This window comes from Ruegeria sp. AF2 (assembly GCF_056542025.1).
This window is the reverse complement of the sequence record NZ_JBQFZC010000001.1, coordinates 952,362-973,072: the sequence shown is the minus strand read 5'-3', so window position 1 is coordinate 973,072 and position 20,711 is coordinate 952,362. Positions and strand designations below refer to the sequence as shown.

Annotated in this window: 18 protein-coding genes, 3 tRNA genes and 1 pseudogene; 9 read left to right on the top strand and 13 right to left on the bottom strand. The window is 55.6% G+C overall.

The window, feature by feature from the left end; translation table 11 throughout:
- Positions 1 to 74: 74 nt before the first annotated feature.
- Entirely contained in the window at positions 75 to 773 is a 699-nt protein-coding gene (locus ACR0NM_RS04785; protein WP_170392964.1) for a corrinoid protein, read from the top strand.
- A gap of 101 nt (positions 774 to 874) precedes the next feature.
- Positions 875 to 1,540 (top strand): DUF1638 domain-containing protein, encoded by a 666-nt coding sequence (locus tag ACR0NM_RS04780; protein WP_480613458.1) that lies wholly within the window; start codon positions 875 to 877, stop codon positions 1,538 to 1,540.
- A gap of 3 nt (positions 1,541 to 1,543) precedes the next feature.
- On the opposite strand, the gene ACR0NM_RS04775 is transcribed toward ACR0NM_RS04780, so the two are convergent.
- On the bottom strand, positions 1,544 to 1,954 hold the full coding sequence (locus ACR0NM_RS04775; RefSeq protein ID WP_170595504.1) for a SufE family protein: 411 nt from the start codon (positions 1,952 to 1,954) through the stop codon (positions 1,544 to 1,546).
- A gap of 177 nt (positions 1,955 to 2,131) precedes the next feature.
- Between ACR0NM_RS04775 and ACR0NM_RS04770 the strand changes: the two genes are divergently transcribed.
- Positions 2,132 to 2,620 (top strand): hypothetical protein, encoded by a 489-nt coding sequence (locus ACR0NM_RS04770; protein WP_480561439.1) that lies wholly within the window; start codon positions 2,132 to 2,134, stop codon positions 2,618 to 2,620.
- Here ACR0NM_RS04770 and rnd read toward each other — a convergent pair.
- The 3 genes from rnd to purM all read right to left on the bottom strand — a co-directional run bounded on the left by rnd (position 2,617) and on the right by purM (position 5,524).
- A complete protein-coding gene (gene rnd, locus ACR0NM_RS04765; RefSeq protein WP_170392960.1) occupies positions 2,617 to 3,774 on the bottom strand; it encodes a ribonuclease D in 1,158 nt (385 codons plus the stop codon). The genes ACR0NM_RS04770 and rnd overlap by 4 nt on opposite strands.
- A gap of 110 nt (positions 3,775 to 3,884) precedes the next feature.
- The gene (gene purN / locus ACR0NM_RS04760) at positions 3,885 to 4,481 is read right to left on the bottom strand and encodes a phosphoribosylglycinamide formyltransferase (protein ID WP_170800695.1); all 597 of its coding nucleotides are present in this window, start codon (positions 4,479 to 4,481) and stop codon (positions 3,885 to 3,887) included.
- Entirely contained in the window at positions 4,478 to 5,524 is a 1,047-nt protein-coding gene (purM, locus tag ACR0NM_RS04755) for a phosphoribosylformylglycinamidine cyclo-ligase (RefSeq protein WP_480613455.1), read from the bottom strand. Before purM ends, purN begins: the two co-directional genes overlap by 4 nt.
- 107 nt (positions 5,525 to 5,631) lie before the next feature.
- On the opposite strand from purM, the gene ACR0NM_RS04750 reads away from it, so the two are divergent.
- Both ACR0NM_RS04750 and ACR0NM_RS04745 read left to right on the top strand, forming a co-directional pair.
- Positions 5,632 to 5,708, top strand: a tRNA-Ile gene (locus ACR0NM_RS04750).
- A gap of 180 nt (positions 5,709 to 5,888) precedes the next feature.
- Complete coding sequence (locus ACR0NM_RS04745) at positions 5,889 to 6,989, top strand: glycosyltransferase family protein (RefSeq protein WP_480613452.1); 1,101 nt, start codon at positions 5,889 to 5,891, stop codon at positions 6,987 to 6,989.
- A 24-nt stretch (positions 6,990 to 7,013) separates the two neighbouring features.
- Here the strand turns inward: ACR0NM_RS04745 and ACR0NM_RS04740 are convergent.
- Together ACR0NM_RS04740 and ACR0NM_RS04735 are read right to left on the bottom strand one after the other, a co-directional pair.
- A pseudogene (locus ACR0NM_RS04740) lies at positions 7,014 to 7,201 on the bottom strand (IS5/IS1182 family transposase); the annotation flags it as partial.
- 762 nt (positions 7,202 to 7,963) lie between these two features.
- The gene (locus tag ACR0NM_RS04735) at positions 7,964 to 9,283 is read right to left on the bottom strand and encodes an ATP-binding protein (RefSeq protein ID WP_480613450.1); all 1,320 of its coding nucleotides are present in this window, start codon (positions 9,281 to 9,283) and stop codon (positions 7,964 to 7,966) included.
- Positions 9,284 to 9,327: 44 nt separating this feature from the next.
- Here ACR0NM_RS04735 and ACR0NM_RS04730 point away from each other — a divergent pair, with 44 nt between their 5' ends.
- Both ACR0NM_RS04730 and ACR0NM_RS04725 read left to right on the top strand, forming a co-directional pair.
- On the top strand, positions 9,328 to 10,242 hold the full coding sequence (locus ACR0NM_RS04730; protein ID WP_480613448.1) for an MBL fold metallo-hydrolase: 915 nt from the start codon (positions 9,328 to 9,330) through the stop codon (positions 10,240 to 10,242).
- 73 nt (positions 10,243 to 10,315) lie between these two features.
- Positions 10,316 to 10,390: transfer RNA gene (locus ACR0NM_RS04725), tRNA-Asn, on the top strand.
- A 749-nt stretch (positions 10,391 to 11,139) separates the two neighbouring features.
- Here the strand turns inward: ACR0NM_RS04725 and fsa are convergent.
- The 5 genes from fsa to ACR0NM_RS04700 form a co-directional block, all read right to left on the bottom strand.
- Positions 11,140 to 11,793: a fructose-6-phosphate aldolase gene (gene fsa, locus ACR0NM_RS04720; RefSeq protein WP_480613446.1), complete on the bottom strand. Its 654-nt coding sequence runs from the start codon at positions 11,791 to 11,793 to the stop codon at positions 11,140 to 11,142.
- A 93-nt stretch (positions 11,794 to 11,886) separates the two neighbouring features.
- Positions 11,887 to 12,432 (bottom strand): nucleoside/nucleotide kinase family protein, encoded by a 546-nt coding sequence (locus ACR0NM_RS04715; protein ID WP_480613444.1) that lies wholly within the window; start codon positions 12,430 to 12,432, stop codon positions 11,887 to 11,889.
- A gap of 122 nt (positions 12,433 to 12,554) precedes the next feature.
- Positions 12,555 to 13,337, bottom strand: coding sequence for an ATP-binding cassette domain-containing protein (locus ACR0NM_RS04710; protein ID WP_170402609.1), 783 nt, complete (start codon positions 13,335 to 13,337; stop codon positions 12,555 to 12,557).
- Positions 13,337 to 14,407: an ABC transporter permease gene (locus tag ACR0NM_RS04705; protein ID WP_170392953.1), complete on the bottom strand. Its 1,071-nt coding sequence runs from the start codon at positions 14,405 to 14,407 to the stop codon at positions 13,337 to 13,339. The genes ACR0NM_RS04710 and ACR0NM_RS04705 overlap by 1 nt, the downstream gene beginning before the upstream one ends.
- A 117-nt stretch (positions 14,408 to 14,524) precedes the next feature.
- A complete protein-coding gene (locus ACR0NM_RS04700) occupies positions 14,525 to 15,544 on the bottom strand; it encodes a sugar ABC transporter substrate-binding protein (protein ID WP_170392952.1) in 1,020 nt (339 codons plus the stop codon).
- Between the two features lie 186 nt (positions 15,545 to 15,730).
- Between ACR0NM_RS04700 and ACR0NM_RS04695 the strand changes: the two genes are divergently transcribed.
- Together ACR0NM_RS04695 and ACR0NM_RS04690 are read left to right on the top strand one after the other, a co-directional pair.
- On the top strand, positions 15,731 to 16,930 hold the full coding sequence (locus tag ACR0NM_RS04695) for an ROK family transcriptional regulator (protein WP_170393677.1): 1,200 nt from the start codon (positions 15,731 to 15,733) through the stop codon (positions 16,928 to 16,930).
- Between the two features lie 347 nt (positions 16,931 to 17,277).
- Positions 17,278 to 17,352: transfer RNA gene (locus ACR0NM_RS04690), tRNA-Asn, on the top strand.
- 18 nt (positions 17,353 to 17,370) lie between these two features.
- On the opposite strand, the gene ACR0NM_RS04685 is transcribed toward ACR0NM_RS04690, so the two are convergent.
- Entirely contained in the window at positions 17,371 to 18,990 is a 1,620-nt protein-coding gene (locus tag ACR0NM_RS04685; RefSeq protein ID WP_480613442.1) for a long-chain-fatty-acid--CoA ligase, read from the bottom strand.
- Between the two features lie 106 nt (positions 18,991 to 19,096).
- Positions 19,097 to 20,707: a glucose-6-phosphate isomerase gene (gene pgi, locus ACR0NM_RS04680; protein WP_480561434.1), complete on the bottom strand. Its 1,611-nt coding sequence runs from the start codon at positions 20,705 to 20,707 to the stop codon at positions 19,097 to 19,099.
- Positions 20,708 to 20,711 lie beyond the last annotated feature (4 nt).

The following is a 20,711-nucleotide window of genomic DNA, read 5'->3' as shown; positions in this document are numbered from 1 at the left end:
ACCTGCGACGAAATGGCCAAAACGGTGAAAATGCCACCACGGGCCGCAGGCCCGCACAGCTCAGGGAAATACCCATGTCTGATGAAGAAGACATCGTCCTGTCCGAACTGAATGATGACGAACTCGTCGAACAGATGTTCGATGACCTTTATGACGGCCTGAAGGAAGAGATCGAAGAAGGTGTGAACATCCTGCTCGAGCGCGGATGGCAACCCTATGACATCCTGACCAAAGCGCTGGTTGGCGGCATGACAATTGTCGGCCATGACTTCCGCGACGGCATCCTGTTCGTGCCTGAGGTGCTGCTGGCGGCCAACGCCATGAAAGGCGGTATGGCGATCCTGAAGCCTCTGCTGGCTGAAACTGGTGCTCCGCGCGTTGGCAAGATGGTGATCGGCACCGTAAAGGGCGACATCCATGACATCGGCAAGAACCTTGTTGCGATGATGATGGAAGGCGCCGGGTTCGAAGTTGTCGATATCGGCATCAACAACCCGGTCGAGAACTACCTCGAAGCGCTGGAAAACGAACAGCCCGACATTCTGGGCATGTCCGCTCTGCTGACGACGACGATGCCTTATATGAAGGTCGTAATCGACACGTTGGTCGAACAAGGCCTGCGTGATGAGTACACCGTTCTGGTTGGCGGCGCTCCGCTGAACGAAGAGTTCGGCAAGGCGATCGGCGCTGACGGCTATTGCCGCGACGCAGCCGTGGCGGTGGAAATGGCCAAGGACTTCATGTCGCGCAAGCACAACCAACTGGCCGGCTAAGGCGCGAGATCATATCGTGAGACAGGCCGTCCTTTTTGGGGCGGCCTTTTTTGTCCGAACCTCGGGCACATATATAGCTAAAGACCAGCCAGAGAGATCAGATGACCGACTCACAGATCCCAGACGATGACAGCCTGACCCGTCAAGGCTATGTCGCACCGCACAGCGCCGAGTCGATTCTTCTGATCGCATGCGGTGCACTGGCCCGCGAGATTCTGGAGCTGAAAGAACGGAACGGCTGGGATCACATGGCCCTGACTTGCCTGCCCGCCATTTTGCATGTGCACCCGGAAAAGATCACACAGGCGGTCGAGGATGCGGTTGCCAAGCATCGGGACTCCTACGATCGCATCTACGTTGTCTATGCTGATTGCGGAACCGGTGGGTTGCTACAAGCAGCGTGCGAGCGACTGGGGGTCGAGATGATCCAAGGGCCCCATTGCTATTCCTTCTTCGAGGGCAATCTTGCCTTTGCAGCGTATGGCGACGATGAAACCACCGCTTTTTATCTGACAGATTTCCTTGCGCGGCAGTTTGATGCGTTTGTCTGGAAACCGCTGGGTCTAGACCGGCATCCTGAATTGCGAGAGATGTATTTCGGCAATTACACCAAGCTCGTCTATCAAGCACAAACTGATGATCCCAACCTCACTCGCCGCGCGCAGGAGTGTGCCGAACGGATGGGGCTGGAATTCGAACGTCGGCAAACCGGCTATGGCGATTTGGAAACCACGCTTGCTGACTGGGCAGCGCGCAAATCCACCTAAAAGTCAGGCGCTGGCCAATGCCACTTCGCGAATACGTTCTATCATAGCGCGTAACCCGTTCGAACGTTGGGCAGACAAATGATCCTGCAACCCCAGACGCGCGAGTTCTCCACCGGCATCAACACCGGGCACCTCGGCCACCGGCAAGCCGTTATACAGGCTACGCAGAACCGCAATCAGGCCCCGAACAATCAGGGCATCGCTGTCACCGTCAAAGCGGAATTGACCGCCCTCAATGGTTGGATGCAGCCAGACCTGACTGGCGCAACCATTCACCTTGGTCGCAGGGACTTTGAATGCATCATCCAGAGGCTCCATCGCTTTGCCCTGCTCGATCACATGGCGATAGCGGTCTTCCCAGTCCTCCAGGAACTCGAAATCCTCGACTATCTCTTCGAAGGCTGGCGTTGCCATATCGGGTCCGTCCTTGCGTTACGCATTCACAATTGTGAACTATGCTCAGCGCTACCGACTGTCTAGTCCCCAGCGTGGCTTTTCAAACGATCGAATTTGCGTTAACCCGATGCAGGTAAAGTTGCACAAAGTACTGGGTCCATGCACAAAACTCTGCCTGTTCTGATGATCTCCACAATGGCTCTGTCCGCTTGTAGCAACTGGAGCAACTCAAGCGCGAATCCATCGAACTGGTTTGGCAGCAGCACACCCAGCCCATCCGAAGTATCAGCCGATGACGCTAATGCCTTGGTTCCCGAAAATGCCGACAAAAAAGGCCTGTTCGAGCGTCCGGACGCCGAGGATAATAGCGTTCCAATCGCCGTGATCAACGAATTGCGGATCGACCCAACCTCGACGGGCGCAATCATCTATGCGGCTGGCACAGCCATTCGACAGGGTGCATTCAACGCACAGCTCGCGCGCGTAAGATCTGAAGAACTCAGCAAAAATGGCGTTATGGAGTTCACCTTCCGCGTGGATTACCCGGACTACGCCACTGCGCAGGGCACCGAACGGTCGCGGATGGTTTCAGAGGCCGTCAATGTAAGCCGGAAAGAACTGGAAGGTATTCGTTTAGTTCGGGTCAAAGGCCAACAGAACGCGTTGGAATCCCGTCGCCGCTAAAGCGAGACAACCTGCACGGCCTGTCCCTTGGCGGCCAAAGCAATCTTGCCTTCGCAAAGCTTCAGCGCGTCCTCGCCAAAAACCTCGAACCGCCAACCGGACATGGCGGGAACTTCTCGTTCGCCTGCAGCGATCTGATCCAATTCCGCGCTGGAGGCGATCAATTTTGCGGCAACGCCTGCGCTTTCGGTCTTTGATTTCAAAAGAACGCGCAGCAAATCTGCAAGTGCCGGGTTGACCTTCAGCTTGTCGCGGCTGTTGTCAATTTTCGGCAATCGGTCTTGCGGGCAACCTACGCCCCGTTTTACCGCCTCCAGAATGCCTTCTGCGATCGCCCCTTTGCGCGCTTCGCGCAGCAACAAGCGCGACCCGCCCAGATCAGAGGGCGTCTTGGGCTTGGTCGAGGCCATCTCGATCAACGCATCGTCTTTGAACACACGGCTTCGTGGCACATTGTTCTCTTGCGCATAGGCCTCACGGAACTGCGCCAGCTCTCGAACCACGGCCAGAAACTTGGCAGAGTTGGTCCGCGTTTTGACCCGCCGCCACGCCTCTTCCGGGCGAATGTCATATGTCTCGGGTCGGGTCAGTATGCGAAGCTCTTCTGCAACCCAGTGATCCCGACGTGACTTCTTAAGTTCTGCAGCCAAATGCTCGTAGATTTTCCGAAGATGGGTTACATCTGCCAATGCGTATGTTTTCTGCGCTTCCGTCAGAGGGCGCCGTGACCAGTCGGTGAAGCGAGAAGTTTTATCGACCCCTTCCTTGCAAATCTTCCGGACCAGAGTCTCATAGCCAACCTGTTCACCAAAACCACAGACCATCGCAGCGACCTGAGTATCAAACAACGGAGTCGGAAAGACTCCCGCGTCGACCCAAAAAATTTCAAGATCCTGCCGCGCGGCGTGGAAAACCTTAACCACGCTTTCGTCGCTGAACAGCTGGTACAAAGGCTCCAGCGACATGCCGTCAGCCAGTGGATCAACCAGAACGGCGCTGTCTTCATCTTCAGATGGCACCGCAAGCTGCACTAGACAGAGTTTCGAATAATAGGTCCGTTCGCGCAGAAATTCGGTATCTACAGTGACATAAGGATATTGTGCAGCAGCCGAGCAGAATGCGGCCAGCTCTTGCGTCGTCGTCAGGGTTTTCATGCGCGGTGCTGTTCTTGCTTTTGGTTATTGTGACTGCCCGTGCCGTCCTCGTCCCGAGCGATATGCGACCATAAGACGAATAACCTTTGCGTGTAAATCACCCCGCCGCGTTAGGACAGAAGAACTGGGTCTTTGTTGCCCATACAATAACGGCGAAGCACGGCAGGGTAGAGTTTGTGCTCCCACGTCAACACGCGGGCGGCGAGCTCCTCGGGCGTGTCCCCTACCCGTACACCCACGCGCGCCTGACCCAGAATCGGCCCGTCATCCAACGCGGCAGTAACTTCGTGAACGGTGCAGCCATGTTCGGCGTCGCCTGCTTCAATCGCGCGGGCATGGGTATTCAAACCCTTGTACTTAGGCAAAAGCGATGGGTGGATGTTCAGCATCCGGCCCTGGAAACGCGATACAAATTCACCCGTCAATACACGCATGAAACCGGCCAGACAGACAACATCCGGCTGGGCTGCCATAAGCGGTTTAAGCAGTTCTGCCTCAAACGCAGCGCGATCTTTGCCAAAGGGCTTGTGGTCGACGGCTGCGGTCGGAATTCCGCGCTGTGCAGCTTTCTTCAGCCCTCCGGCATTTGCATCGTTCGACAATACCAGACATGGCCGACCGGGATGATCGCCATTCATGCTGTCGACCAGCGACAGCATGTTCGATCCGCCCCCGGAGATCAGGATCGCGACGCGCTTGTGGCTCACAGCAGTTTGCCTGAATAGGCAACACCCGGCGCTGCGGTGACCGTTCCGATGCGCGCAACGGATTCGCCTGCCTCTGCAAGCAGTGTTGTAAGATCATCCGCCTGATCTGCAGCGCAGACAACAATCATGCCGATGCCGCAGTTGAAGGTCTTCAACATCTCGGATTCGGCGATCCCACCGGTCTCGGCCATCCATTTGAACACAGGCGGCAAGTCCCAAGCATTCAAATCAATCTCGGCCCCGAGCCCTTCGGGCAATACTCGTGGCAGATTTTCGGTGAGGCCTCCACCGGTTATATGGGCAATCGCGTGAACGCCGCCGGCCCGGATCGCTTGCAGCGCTGGTTTCACATAAAGCCGCGTGGGGGTCAGCAGAGCCTCACCCAATGTTCCGCCACCGAAAGGCGATTCTGCCTCCCAGCCCAACCCCGAGATCTCGACCAGCTTGCGCACTAGCGAATAGCCGTTGGAATGCACCCCGTTCGAAGCCAGCCCCAGCAGGACATCACCCTGTTCAACGCCCTCGGGCAATGAGGTCCCGCGTTCCATGGCACCAACCGAGAAACCGGCCAGATCGAAATCGCCGTCAGGGTACATACCCGGCATTTCGGCGGTTTCACCACCAATCAGGGCGCAGCCAGATTGGACACACCCCTCGGCAATTCCTTCGATAATCCGCGCGGCAGTATCAGTGTCCAGCTTACCGGTGGCAAAATAATCCAGGAAAAACAGCGGCTCAGCACCTTGGCAGATCAGATCGTTGACGCACATCGCCACCAGATCGATTCCCACGCCATCGACAACGCCGGTATCAATTGCGATCCGCAGCTTGGTGCCCACACCATCGGTTGCACCCACCAGAATCGGGTCTTGATAGCCAGCCGCTTTCAGGTCGAACAGAGCGCCAAATCCGCCTAGCCCGCTCATCACGCCCGAACGGTTGGTGCGCTTGGCGGCAGGCTTGATCCGATCGACCAGAGCGTTGCCTGCGTCGATATCTACACCTGCGTCGGCATAGGTGATTCCGTTCTTGCCCGCTGTCATGGCCAATCCCTCATGAGTTCTTTGCGCGCGGGTTATTCGATTGTGGGCCATGTTGCAACGGTCAGGCTTGACGCGGGCTGCCATCGTGATAGGCAAAGCCCTCAGGCGGGCCTGTAGCTCAATTGGTTAGAGCAGAGCGCTCATAACGCTTTGGTTGGGGGTTCGAGTCCCTCCGGGCCTACCAAAACCGCCATTTTCCATATAAATCAACGCCAAATTGCCCCAAGAACTATTGATAGTACCCTCACGTGATTCCAATGGGACAAAAAAGACAGAGCTTCAACAAAAAAATTTCGCCAGCCAATACGCCGTCACACTTGTCAGCACAAACTATCATGCCCGGACTTGACCCGCATAGTTGGGTATGATTGAACCGAGCGAGGCAGTTAGCGTCATCCTCATTCCAATCAAAACAAAACAGGCTGACAGCGTGAATTCCAAGCGTCCCAAAATTTACTGCCAATTTCTTGATCGCCCTGTCATGGAGCCTTTGTCTGGGGATCGTATAAACGAAATGCGATTCTACCGAAGTCTCTCCAGCTTTGCAGATGTTTACTACAACGACGTCCTCGTTGACTGGGAACGCGGAATCATAGGTGATCCGGGAGGCTTGAGAACACCGACGCGCGACTATGATCTGTATTATGTTCGGGCGAACCCAGAGTTGTTCAAAAGCCTTCCCCACCCTAAGATAACGCTAGCATATCCTTACGACCCGGAAGCCTTTCGTGTAGCCGATGCTCTGGTGGTCACGACAGAGGCGTGGCAGAATTTGTTGTATGAGCATTCCACCAGTGCTGCAGTACGAAAAAAACTATCCAAATGGTATCCCGACAAGATCGTGCTGCCCGATATGATCCTAAACATCCAGCAAACTATCGATCCCCTTTTTCTTCAACCAATCTCTTCCAAGTCGAAATTCATTTGGCACGCAAAGATGACTGGTTCTAAGTCTTTTGGATTCTTTGGGCGTGTCACCAAAGAGACAATTCCAATTGAGTTGATCGACAACCTCAGCATTGTCCGAGAACGGCTTGGCTCTTCAACTAATCCGTTGGCCGCATTTGCTGGAAGCATCCGCACAACATTACCCATGCCAGCATTGTCCTTGGGTCACATTCCCTATGGAGAAGTACCCGGAGCGCTTGCAGCCTGCCGCGGGACACTTGGGCAAATGTGCGCAGACAGCGATTATTTGGGGTCTGGGAAACTGCTGGATGCAATGGCAACCAAAACCCCCATTGTCACCCGGCGAAATGCGGTTCGTGACGAACAACTTGGTTCTGCGTATCCTGGAACGTACGACCACAGTGAGGAGGCTTTGGACATTCTCTGGCGACTTTGTACCGAGGATACGTTTCACAGTGATTTGCAGAATTATCTTGCAGAGCGAACGGGGTATTTTTTGCCGACATCAACCGGACAGCGAATAAGTCAGAAGCTTGAGAGAGCTGGCTTTCTCTAGAAATAGCGCTGTTTGGTTTGGTCGTGTTGACAAGTGGCGCAACCAGAGACGGATCGATTTGATGTCGATAAGACTAGGTTGCATTCCACGGTATTGTCGACACGGTGGGCATTCTTTGGCTTGCTGAAGCAACGTTCTCCCAATTTACGAACGTAATATAGCGATCTGTCGACAGCAACACACTTCTTGCGTGATTTCCGAATGGGGATGACGGCAGAACTTCGCGGTTGTCCATTATTTTGTGAGTGTGAGCCTCCCCATGATTCGTCAAACGACACGGTTTTGTTTCGGTCAGTACACGATAAGGAACCTTGATCGTTGCCAGACAACACTTTTGTAATCACGCCCCACAAAAGCTACGACATCATTGTTGGCAACGTCGTTTAAATCCTGTGGATCGCTTGTTACCTCGTCCGTATCCGGCACGAGCATGTTAAATGAGACGTCTTTGTAAATCATTGTCATGCGACATCTCTCCATAATTCGGGATGGTTGACCGGTATACGCCATGTTCTGGCTTTGGAAACTTGAGAGCGCAGGATCCTGCAACCTCGGCATCAAAACGCATTGTCGACAGATCGGAAGGAACAGCACCGCTAGCTGTCGATATTCCCATAGATGATCCGGCTACTTCAGCTATCGACCGGCCCTCGCCGGCCGCTTCAGACGAACTGCTCGACTACCCAGCTCTTTCACTTTGACGAGACCCTCACCAGTAGCCCTCGATGATCCATAAGGCGATCCATCACCTTCTCGTCCTTCGTGGAGTTACTCTATGCGAGATCATGTCCATTCACGAGCGCGCCCAGGCAAATACTGAAAGGGTTGAACGGATGAGACTGGTTGGAATGGGGGCATCAAAACAGGCCAGGATGGATTGGAAAGCTGAGCAAAGCGGTATTCCAGCCTGGGACACCCACGTTGATAATAAAGGGCAAAACCTAATTCCTGACAGACCCTCCGGGCCTACCAATTCACCGTCCAATCACGATATCCGCGCATAATCCGCCCAGCCTTTCGCTGCTGCCCAGTCGCAGGATACCACCATGTACGCGCGCGATATCGGCAACTATCGCAAGGCCCAAACCCACGCCGGTGCCCTGATTCTGGTTTCGCGCCGGATCAAGTCGCGTGAAGGGTTTGACGGCCTCGGTGCGTTGTTCGATCGGGATACCGGGGCCGTCATCTTCAACCCGAATGCGTAGTGACTTTGGCGTCATCGAAAGGCTGACATCGGCGCGTGAACCATAGCGATTCGCGTTTCCAATCAGATTCTCTACTGCCCTGCGCATGGCCGATGGGCGCAGCATTGCCGTTCCACGCCCCTCGACCGAGATTAGTTCAACGTGCTGGCCCGCGCGCTGTGCATCGTCAACGATTTGGCTCAGCCAATTTTCGGGTTCAATCTCTTCGGGTGCGCTCTCTGCAGCGCCACGCGAGAAGTCCAAGAATGCATCCAGCAGCGATTGCATCTCGTCCACGTCTTGCAACAACGGTGCGGCCTCGTCCTCGGGCAACATAGCTAATCCAAGTTTCAGACGCGTCAGAGGTGTGCGCAGATCGTGGCTGACCCCCGACAACATGAGCGTGCGCTGCTCAATCTGCCGCTCGATTCGGGCGCGCATGTCAACGAAGGCATTGCCCGCAGCGCGAACCTCGATTGCACCACCGGGTGAATAAGGCACGACCCGCCCGCGACCAAAGGCCTGCGCCGCGTCCGCAAGGCGCGTGATCGGGCGCAACTGATTGCGCATGTAGAGAAACGAGATCGTTGTCATCAGAGCCGCAAAGAACACCATCGTCACGATCAGCTGATGCGGTGCAGTCGGCGACAGGCGTCGGCGATCAAACTCTAGCTCAAGCATGCCCAGATTGGTTGCCAGAAAAAGACTCACTTCCTGTCCATTTGGCAGAGCCACATACTGGGTTTCAGGCAACAAGCTGCGCATTTCCGCATCCACCTGCGGGGCAATGAAATCGTACCATCGACGCGGACTGTTTTTCGGCTCTTCATTCGGCGGCAGAAAGCGGGCGGTCATGTTCAAGACCGACAAGTCCTGCCGCGCAGCTGCCAATGCCTGCTGCTGGGTTTCCGCACCCTCCATCACGTCCAGCACCAGTGTCACCTCGCGCGCCGCCGTGCGGGTCATCTGGGCGGTCACTTCTTCAAGATGTTTTTGCAAAAAGGCAATCGCCACCACCAAAAGCACGACAATGACCGGCAGTACCAGAATGAGTGCGGCACGCGCATATAGGCTGCGCGGCATATAGGGTTTGAGCCATTGGGTCGACATGCGCTAAACCTAGCGGGCTGCCCGGGCAAGAGGAAGAGGTCAGAATGCAAGCCCCCGACGATTTCAACCCTCTCCCTGGACAGGTTGCCTTGCTCACCCCGGGACTTAGGCGCATTCTTGCGCCCAATCCCTCGCCAATGACTTATCGTGGTACGAATACCTACCTTCTGGGCGATGAGGACATTGCTGTCATCGACCCTGGGCCATTGAGTGATGCCCATATGCAAGCCATAGTTGATGCGCTGGAACCCGGGCAGCGGATCAGCCACATATTTGTTACGCACACCCATCTGGATCACTCGCCTTTGGCCGCCCCGCTCGCATCCCGCACCGGCGCTCCGGTTCTGGCTTTTGGTGGTCCGCAAGCTGGACGCAGCGAAGTCATGACCGAGCTGGCCCAGAACGGGCTTGCCGGAGGTGGTGAGGGAATCGATGCCGATTTCCGCCCTGATATCGAGCTTGAAGACGGTGAACGCGTCGCGGCAGAAGGCTGGCAACTCGAAGTAATCCACACACCCGGCCATCTGGGCAACCATATCGCGTTGGCCTGGGGGGATGTCTGCTTTACGGCTGATCACGTCATGGGCTGGGCCAGCTCTCTGGTCTCGCCCCCGGACGGGGACCTGACGGATTTCATGGCAGCCTGTCGCCGCCTGCGCGCGCGCAAATGGTCGGTTTTTCACCCCGGGCATGGTGCCCCCATTACGGGTCCTGACAAACGCCTGGATTGGCTGATAGACCACCGATTGCAGCGAGAATCACAGATACTCGACGCCCTGGAAAATGGCCCTGAAACGGCCCAACAGCTTGCCCAGCGAATCTATATCGAAACCCCCGCCGCGCTGCTTCCCGCGGCCGAGCGTAATGTCTTCGCCCATCTGGTTGATCTGACCGGCAGATCCCGTGTAGCGCCCTTGGGGGATCTGTCAGTTGCGTCTCGTTTCAAGCGCATCGCGTGAATCGGAAAAAATTGGCGGCCCGTGCGCTTCCCCTCTGGACGCCGAAAATACGGGTTGTTATACGCCCCTCAGTTCCGGCGTAGCTCAGCGGTAGAGCAGTTGACTGTTAATCAATTGGTCGTAGGTTCGATCCCTACCGCCGGAGCCAAATTTCTCCATTTAGATCATAGACTTAATGGAAACCCTCGCATTTAGGTGAAGGAATGTAGGGCCGTGTTGTCAGTTTGTTGCCAAGAATCAGGTGGCAATGAAGTGGCAACAGCTCCCAGCAAAACCACCGTTCAGCCAGCAACCACCTGTTATTGCTTGATTTTCAGGCAGAACAGATCGGTAGTCAACTGATTCGAGATCAATCGATCATAGGCTACCTCAAAGCTGATGTTTGCGGCACCTTTCGCGAACATCTGGAAACGAGGAAGCCGGTCGTTTACTTTCGCCCGAGCGGAGGGCTACTTTGCCGACAAAGCTGCTGTCAAAGTTTTCCGGCGGAACGTCCGCTTTGTGCACTTTGCGACCGAGGCAACAAATACGGCGGACGGAAAGCTGTTATTCCCTGGAGACGCCAAAGGTAATTGGCACGGGAGTGAAAGCGGACGTTTACGGGAAGATGACACTATGAAATGAAGGCGCCTGGCTGCCAAGGTCAAACCGGAATTTCGCCGCGACCTCGCCGATTGCTCTAGCCATTTTCCTACCGTTGACCTTATATTGGTCTGCCGTTGCCTTAGTGTTCATCCCGCCAATAGTGAGGAGTGACGACGGTTTTCCACAAAGCTCGACGTACTTGACAAAGCAGAAAGACTCTCCTTGAGACCTTATTTCTTAAAATGCAGCAGTGCCGCTTAGAGGTAAATCATTTGGGACAGGTCGCTCCTCCCCAATCGAGTTGGCAATCCATCAAAGGATCGATTGCCCAGTCGAACTCCAATCATTGAGAAACTTCTCGATGCCGATATCGGTCAATGGATGCATGATCAGTTTGCGAATAACGGACGGCGGGATCGTGGCGATGTCGGAACCGGCCAATGCCACCTTTGTAATATGATTGGGGCTTCTGACGGATGCCGCAATGATTTTAGTTTCAATACTATAGTTGTCGTAAATGCTACGGATGTCACGGATCAGATTGACTCCGTCCAGATTGATGTCATCCAATCTGCCAATGAACGGAGATATATAGGTCGCGCCAGCCTTTGCCGCCAAGAGAGCCTGATTGGGTGAAAAGCACAGTGTGACGTTTGTTCTGATACCTTCACTTTTGAAATGAGCACAGGCCCTGAGGCCATCCAATGTCAGCGGCAGTTTGACAACGACGTTGTCTGCGATCGCCGCGAGGTGCACTCCCTCTGCGATCATTCCCGCAGCATCCAACGCTGCAACCTCTGCCGATACTGGCGTATCCGTCAGAGTGCAAATTTCTGCAATGACCTCTTTGAAATCGCGACCGGACTTGGCGATCAAGCTTGGATTGGTGGTCACGCCATCCAATAATCCGAAGCCCATCAGGTCTTTGATGTCGTTTACTTCTGCGGTGTCCACGAAGAATTTCATGAGGTTTCCTCATTTCGTAAGGGGTGACTTGGGTTGCACCTGAGGCTGCCTAGAGGCACTGCATCAAGGGTTGGCTGAAGCCAGTGCGCAGATTCAGAATGCGTTGCGCATCCCGAATTCAGTGTAGTTCTGGCTCAGTATAAGATCGGCTTTCCGGCTATCACGGATGACACGTTCAGCGTTTGGCAGATCGTTCGCTATTGCGCGTTGCAGCGCGGTTTGCGGGTCAAAGCCATGGCTGATCCAGCGGTTTTGCAGCCTGTTTTCAAGCTCTTCCAAAGTTGGGCTGATAAAAACCGTTGCGGCATAGACATCCGTCAGGTTTCTCCACGGGTCGCTGTCCATCAGAAGATAGTTACCCTCAACGACGACGACCGGAGTTGCCGGGTGAACCGCAATGGCGTTGGCAATAGCGAGGTCCATTGTGCGGTCGAATTTGGGATGAAAGGACTCGTGGCGCGTAAATTGAAGCTCTCTGATTGCAGCGCAAAACCCGACCCCGTCGAAAGTCTCTGGCGCGCCTTTTCTCGCCAGCAATCCACGCGTTTCCAGCACGCAGTTGTCCAAATGGTAACCATCCATTGGTACAAGTGTGGCTGACGGAACCGCCGAGCTCTGTTGTGTGTTCAGCGATTGCACAACGGCTTCCGCTAAGGTCGACTTTCCGGATGCGGGGGGGCCGGCGATTGCGATAATCGTCCGGACTCCAACTTGCCGCCGGGAGGAGATCAGGTCGCAGACGCGCTGTACGTCCTGCTCGATCACGCTGCGTCCTCTTTTGGGGGTTCCTTGGCACCGGTCATGAAGGCGACTGCATCGGACATCGTGTAATCCTTGGGATCAATTGTGCAGAGCCTTTTGCCCAACCGATGCACATGAATGCGGTCGGCAACCTCAAAAACATGAGGCATGTTGTGGCTGATCAGGATGATCGGAATGCCACGCGCACGCACGTCCTGGATCAGTTCAAGCACCTTGCGGCTTTCCTTGACGCCCAAAGCAGCCGTCGGTTCGTCCATGATGATAAACTTGGTTGCAAAGGCAGCGGCACGAGCAACGGCAACACCTTGGCGTTGGCCACCAGAGAGAGTCTCAACCGCCTGATTGATCGACTGTACAGTCATCAGCCCAAGCTCGGTCAGTTTTTCACGGGCAAACTTCTCCATCGCTGGACGGTCAAGCTTACGCATGTATTTGCCCATGAACCCCTGCTTGCGGATTTCGCGCCCCATGAACATGTTGTCCGCAATCGAAAGGGCAGGAGACATGGCGAGCTGCTGATAAACAATCTCAATCCCCATATTCCGCGCATCGATCGGAGAGGTGAAGTTAACCTTTTTGCCTTCGATCAGAATCTCGCCTTCATCCGGGATTGTGGCGCCGCAGATCGCCTTCACGATGGATGATTTGCCCGCGCCGTTATCTCCGATCACTGCCAGGATTTCCCCCTGGCGCAGTTCAAAGTCGGAATGGTCGATGGCGGTAACGTGGCCATAGCGTTTTACGATCCCGCGGCCTTGGACGACTGGAGTTGAGTCTGACATTAGCCCGATACCTTTCTAATCCACTGGTCGACGGCGACCGCTGCGATAATGAGAAGTCCGATAAGTAAGAAGGTCCATTGTGCGTCTGCGCCCAGAAGCCTTAGCCCCAAAGTGAACACGCCAACAATCAGCGCACCAAACAGCGATCCCAGGATGGATCCCCGCCCGCCGAACAAAGAGATGCCCCCGATCACAACCGCGGTGATGCTTTCGATATTGGCCAATTGACCGGATGTAGGTGAAACCGACCCGATGCGTCCGATCAAAGCCCAGCCCGCAAAGGCACAGATCAAACCGGATAACATATAAACGGACATCAGCGTTCTGTGCACGTTCACACCGGATAGTTCAGCCGCCTCAGGGTCATCCCCCACTGCATAGACATGCCGGCCCCAGGCCGTGTGTTTGAGCGCGTAAGCCAACACGAAAATCAGAACGAGCATGAATATCACGCCGACCGTAAAGGTCGCGCCACCGATGCTGAATTTGGTACCAAAGAATTGCAGGAACGGGGCGTTGGCCTCGATATCCTGACTGCGAATTGTTTCGTTTGCGGAATACAGGAAGTTTGTCGCCAGAACGATCTGCCACATGCCGAGCGTGACAATAAAGGGCGGCAGCTTTACGCGACTGACCAGCCAGCCATTGAGAGCCCCGATCAGCGTTCCCATTGCCAGCCCGCACATCACAGCAATGGGCACCGGGATACCGTAGCGGAAGGTGAACTGACCCATGATGACGGATGAAAACACCATGATCGCACCGACGCTCAAGTCGATGCCGGCGGTCAGAATGACAAGGCTTTGCGCTGCGGCCACGATGCCCACGATCTGAACTTGCTGCAAGATCAGCGTCATCGCAAAGGGGGAGAAGAACTTGGACCCCAGCAGCAGACCGAAAATTACGATGGCGCCGACCAGAACGATCAACGGCACAAAGGAAGGGTTGACATGGAGAAGATGCTGCAACTTCCCCAGAACACCACGACGGTGATCTTCAAATTCCGCTACGGTTTCTGACGCGTTGGCGGCGGTTTCGAATTCCTGGGCGTTTTGGTTTGCTTCAGACATCTCTCCCCCTTTTCGTGGCTGGCATCGCGTCCACGAAATCAGTTTACAGGAAGTTTAGGTTTGCTGGTTAAAGGATTGATGAGGCGCTACGGCGCGCCTCACCTTGTAGGGCTGCCTTTAGCCCCAGCAGAGATCCAGGCCTTCTGCGACAGACAGCGACTCGACCCCATCAACCGGCTGGTCAGTGATGAGTGCCACACCCGTGTCGTAGAAGTCCTTGCCGGGTGTGTTTTCGGGCTTCACGCCCTCTTCGGCCCATTTCTTCACGGCCTCAACACCAAGCGAAGCCATCAACAGCGGGTACTGTTGGCTTGTCGCCCCGATCACACCGGCTTCGACGTTTTGGACGCCGGGGCACCCCCCGTCGACCGAAACGATCAGTACGTCGTTTTCACGCCCGATGGATTTCAGCGCCTCATATGCGCCCGCAGCAGCCGGTTCGTTGATCGTGTGAACAACGTTGATGGATGAATCCTTGGCCAAAAGGTTTTCCATCGCGCGGCGCCCGCCTTCTTCATTGCCGTCGGTCACGTCACTGCCAACCAGACGCGCATCGGTTTCGTCACCGATGACATTCGGGTCCGCCAGGTCCACGCCGAACCCGTCGAGGAAACCCTGATTGCGCAGAACGTCTACTGTCGGCTGACTGACGTTCAGATCCAGCGTCGCGATCTTGGCATCGGCTGCGGCGTCGCCCATTTTGGCCTTGGCCCATTGACCGATCAGAAGGCCGGCCTTGTAGTTGTCCGTCGCGAATGTCGCGTCCGCTGAGTCAATCGGGCTAAGCGGAGTATCCAGCGCAATGACCAAAACCCCCGCATCCCGCGCCTGTTTGACCGCAGGAACGATTGAGCTGGTGTCGGATGCTGTCAGCAGAATGCCTTTTGCGCCATCGAGAATGCAGGTTTCAATGGCCTGAACCTGAGTTTCATGGTCGCCATCAACCTTGCCGGCAAACGCCTTGAGCGTCATGCCCAGCTCTTCTGCCTTGGCGGTTGCGCCTTCCTTCATCTTAACGAAAAAGGGGTTGGTGTCGGTCTTGGTAATCAGGCAGACGGTTTCACCAGCCGCTTGCGCGGATGCAGCGGCCAAAGTCAGCGCAGTCGCGGATGCGGCGAGCTTGAGTAGATTTCTCATGTTGTCCTCCCAGAAAATTGTTGTGGCCCCGCGCGGAATAGCGACAAGGCGGGCCTCCATCCTCCAATGAAGGTCCCGTTCAAGAAACCGTGATTCTAGCCTCTGTGTCAATAAATAAATAAAGTTTATTTATTAATTTGCCCACGTATCTTTTCATAAGAAAACAAGGTGTTTATGTTTAAGGTTATGGAAAGAGAGGCGTTGAAAATACTAACCGGCGGGGTAAGCCAAAGCGGTGTTCGTGATCATAACGAACGCCTCATTCTGACGGTTTTACAACGGCATGGACCTGCTGCCGGGGCGGACGTCGCGCGGCTGACGGGCCTGTCACCCCAGACCGTGTCGATCATTCTGCGTAAGCTCGAAAAGGACGAGATTCTCAAACGTGGGACGCCGTTGAAGGGCAAAGTTGGGAAACCTTCGATCCCCATGGAGCTCAATCCCGAAGGCATTCTGTCGGTGGGAATGAAGATCGGTCGCCGCAGCGCCGATCTTCTTTTGATCGACTTCACCGGTAAGCCACGCCAACAGCTCTCGACGACTTATGACTACCCGCTACCCGAAGCAGTGTTCGGGTTTCTGGAGGTAGGATTGGAAGAGCTTCTGGCCAATGAACCCCAGAAACTTCGGGACCGTGTATGCGGGATTGGAATCGGAACACCGTTCGAGCTGTGGAAGTGGCACGACCTTTCTGGGCTTGCGGCTCAGAAATTCAGGTCCTGGAGAAACGTGAACTTCTTTTCCGAGGTGGCCAAGTTCAGCGAACTGCCGGTCTTTGTGGTCAATGATGCTACTGCCGCGTGTCACGCGGAGCACCTCTATGGCCGCGGGGCTGAGTATCGAGACTATTTTTATTTCTTCATAGGCTCAATGATTGGCGGAGGCGTTGCATTGAATGGCACCGTATTTGAGGGCAACCAAGGCAATGCCGGTGCCTTGGGTGCCATGCGGACGACGGGTCCTTTGGGTGAAAGCCAGCAACTGATTGACACTGCATCGCTGTTCCTGCTCGAGGACAGGTTGATAGAAGCGGGTGTTGATCCGGGAATTTTGTGGAAAAAGCCGCAGGACTGGAGCGGCATTTCTCGCTATGTCGAACCATGGATCGGTACCACCGCGCAGGAACTGGCCAAAGCTGCGCTGTCTATTTGCGCGGTCATCGACTTTGAGGCAATTTTTATCGACGGCGCATTCCCATCTGAAATACGTGAGGAGCTGGTCTCACGGGTTCGTCGTTACCTAGTCAACCAAGATAAACGCGGTTTGATTCCTCCGGTTGTAGAAGCTGCGGCTGTCGGAGAAAACGCCCGCGGGATTGGGGCGGCAAGCAGCCCGATTTTCCGCCAGTTTCTATTGAACACTAATGCTGGGCTTTCTGGGATGTAGTCGAAACTCATAGGGGGCAGTCTTAATCAAGTAAGAACCGCTCCTACTCAATTTGGAGGCCTTAGAACGGCCGCTCTGACGCAGCTGCAGGTAGCCATCCAATTGGGTAACTGTGCACTGCTTTAGGCCGCCTCGAAAGCGGCCGACGTCGGCTTTCTGCGCATTGATGTCGTTGGAGCATCGCGCAGCATTGGTCGAAGCGGGCTCAAATAGGCCGTTGGCTATGCTATTAGGGAAGGTCCACACTGTGTCGCCTCCGAATTAGATGAGAGGCCGTGCATTTCACCCACAAAAAAACGTTTTTGCATCTGGACCTCCACTTTACCTGTTGATACACGCCCCTCAGTTCCGGCGTAGCTCAGCGGTAGAGCAGTTGACTGTTAATCAATTGGTCGTAGGTTCGATCCCTACCGCCGGAGCCATTCTTCCCAGACTGGCACTTATCTCATCAGCGCATCACTGAAATCCGAGCGCAACGTGCGCTTCAGGACCTTTCCGGTCGCGTTAAGGGGCAAGGCGTCGACGAACACAACCTTGTCGGGCACCTGCCATTTGGCGATTTTGCCGTCGAAGAATGCCAACAAATCCTGCTCGGTCGGTTCTTCGCCCTCGGCCTTCACTGCTACCAAGAGCGGGCGTTCGTCCCATTTCGGATGCGGCACGCCCACAACGGCAGCCGTCGCTAGCTGAGGGTGTGCGACCGCGATATTCTCCAACTCGACAGAGCTGATCCATTCACCCCCCGATTTGATGATGTCCTTCGACCGGTCGCGGATGGTCATGAACCCATCTGGGTCCAGTGTTGCAACGTCGCCAGTCGCGAACCAGCCTTCTTGCAATAAGTCCTCGTCCTGCATGTGGAAATAACTGTCCAGAACCCAATGGCCGCGCACCATCAGATCGCCCTGCGTTTCGCCGTCATGAGGAAGATCGTTGCCATCATCATCAACAATTTTCAGTTCAACCCCAAAGGGCGGGCGGCCCTGGCTTTCGCGCAGCTTGTGTTGCGCTTCGATGGGCATGTCCAGATGTTTGGCCATCGGATAATTCGTCGTGCCCAGCGGGCTCATTTCGCTCATGCCCCAGGCGTGGACGGTATCGACGCCATAGGTTTCGCGGAACGTTTCAATCATTGAGGGCGGGCATGCCGCACCACCGATTACAGTACGATTGAGGCTTTTCAACTTGGTCCCGCATGTCGCGGCATGGGCCAGCAGACCTTGCCAAATGGTCGGTACGCCCATCGCCAGCGTGACGCCATATGTGTCGATCAGATTGACCAATGCCTCGCCATGCAATCCCGGCCCCGGCATCACCATTCGCGAACCAGACATAGCGCTGGCATAGGGCGAGCCCCAAGCGTTGACGTGGAACATTGGCACCACCGGCATCACCACATCCATGGCGGAATAGCCGATTACGTCGCGCGTGTTCGACGCGAAGCTATGCAGAACTGTAGAGCGGTGGGAATAGAGAACGCCTTTGGGGTTCCCAGTGGTACCCGAAGTATAACAGAGGCTGGAGGCAGTGTTTTCATCAAAGCTGGGCCACGCGTAGTCTGTATCACCGGTTTCAATCATCTCGTCATAAAAAACCAACCCCGGCACCTGAGACAGCGCAGCCTCGTCCCGCGCACCCATCAGCACATAGTACTGCACCTCAGTCAGATGCTCTTGCAGCGCGGCGACCAAAGGCAGGAAGGTCGCATCGAAAAACAGGACCCGGTCCTGCGCGTGGTTGATGATATAGGTTAGTTGTTCGGGAAACAGACGCGGGTTGATCGTGTGGCAGACAAAGCCCGCGCCGGACACCGCATAGTAGATCTCAAGGTGGCGGCGGTTATTCCAGGCCAGCGTGCCCACGCGATCCTGCGGTTGCAGCCCCAGCTTTTCCAACGCCGAAGCCATCCGTCGGGCGTTCTGCGCGATCCCGGACCAATTGGTCTCGGTCACGGTTCCGTCCGTCTCGACCGAGATGATCTCGGTCTGCCCGTGATAACGTTCAGCATGTTCAATCAGCGACGAAATCAGCAAAGGCTGCGTCATCATCTGTCCCAGCATGGACATTCCTCCCATCGTCAGCGCTTGGCCGCGCCGTTATGTCTTGGCAACAACCCTGCCAAGAATTCAATTGTCTGACAATAAGAGAGTGCGGCAGGGTGCCGCGTCAACCGCGATGTCGCAATGCGTATCCAACCAGCGCCGAGGTCGAGCCATCTTTGCCATCGGCGCTGACCTCACCGTCCACGATCGGTCCCAGAGACGTTGCCAGTTCCTTGCCCAGCTCAACACCCCACTGATCGAACGAGTTGATTCCAAGCAGCACGCCTTCGACAAACACACGGTGTTCATAAAGCGCAATGATTTGACCCAGCACAAACGGGGTAAGCTGCGGATAGATCAGCGTGGTTGACGGGCGGTCGCCCGAAAACACACGATGGCGTGCCTGACGCTCCAACTCGTCGCCTGTCAGGCCCTTTTCGGCCATGCGTGCGCGTGCAACATCCAGCGACCGACCCCGCATTAGCGCTTCGGACTGGGCCAAGCAATTAGCCAATAGAAGGCGATGATGATGGGCCAGTTCCGGCTCATGCCCGTTTGCTGCAACCATGAATTCGCAGGGAATCACATCGGTGCCCTGATGGATCAACTGATAAAAGGCGTGCTGTCCATTGGTGCCGGGTTCGCCCCAGACGACCGGTCCTGAAGGCATGGTCAGCGCGCTGCCATCCATCGCGACGGATTTGCCGTTCGATTCCATCTCAAGCTGTTGGAAATAGGCAGGCAGGCGCAGCAGACGCTGATCATATGGCAGAACTGCGCGGCTGGCATGCCCAAGCACCTGACGATGCCAGACCCCCACAAGCGCCAGCATAACTGGCAGGTTTTCTGCCCATTCGGCGGATTGAAAGTGCAGATCCATCGCCTGACCGCCGCGTAGAAACGCGTCAAACGCGTTCGAGCCAACGGCGATCATTACCGGCAGTCCGACCGGCCCCCAGACCGAGTACCGCCCGCCGACCCAATCCGCGAAGCCAAACACCCGCGACTCGGGAATCCCGAAGGCCTGAGTCTTGTCAACAGCGCTGGAGACCGCTGCGAATTGCCGCGCCGGATCACCACCACCATCGACCATCCAAGCCCGCGCCGTGCGTGCATTGGTCATCGTCTCGATGGTCGTAAAGGTCTTCGAAGCGACAATCACCAGAGTCCGTGTCGGATCAAGCGGGCGCAGCGTATCCGCAATATGCGCACCATCCACGTTGGAGACATAATGCAGCCTTGGCCCGTCGTGATAAGGTGCCAAGGCATGCGTCGCCATCACCGGCCCAAGGTCCGAGCCACCGATGCCAATGTTGACCACATCCGTAAAGCTGCCCCCTGCCCCTTTGATCGCCCCGCCACGCACTTCTTCGGCAAAGACGCGCATTCGCTGTAAAGTGCCCAGTACGTCCGGCATTACATCCTGACCATCGACCTCGACCGGGCCTCCGTCGAGATTGCGTAGCGCGGTATGCAATACAGCCCGGCCTTCGGTTTCGTTGATCTTTTCACCGGAGAACATCGCGGCCCGACGCTCTGCCAATTCGACTTGATCGCAAAGCTGGATCAGTGCCGTGCGGATATCTTCGTCGATTTGTGTCTTCGAATAGTCAAACAGCAGATCTCCGGTCGAAGCAGAGAAACCCTGCGCCCGGTTTGGATCGGCGTCAAACAGATCGAGTATCCGACGGCCCGTCTGTGTGGCTGCGAGTGAGTTCAATTGATCCAGCTGCATCGTG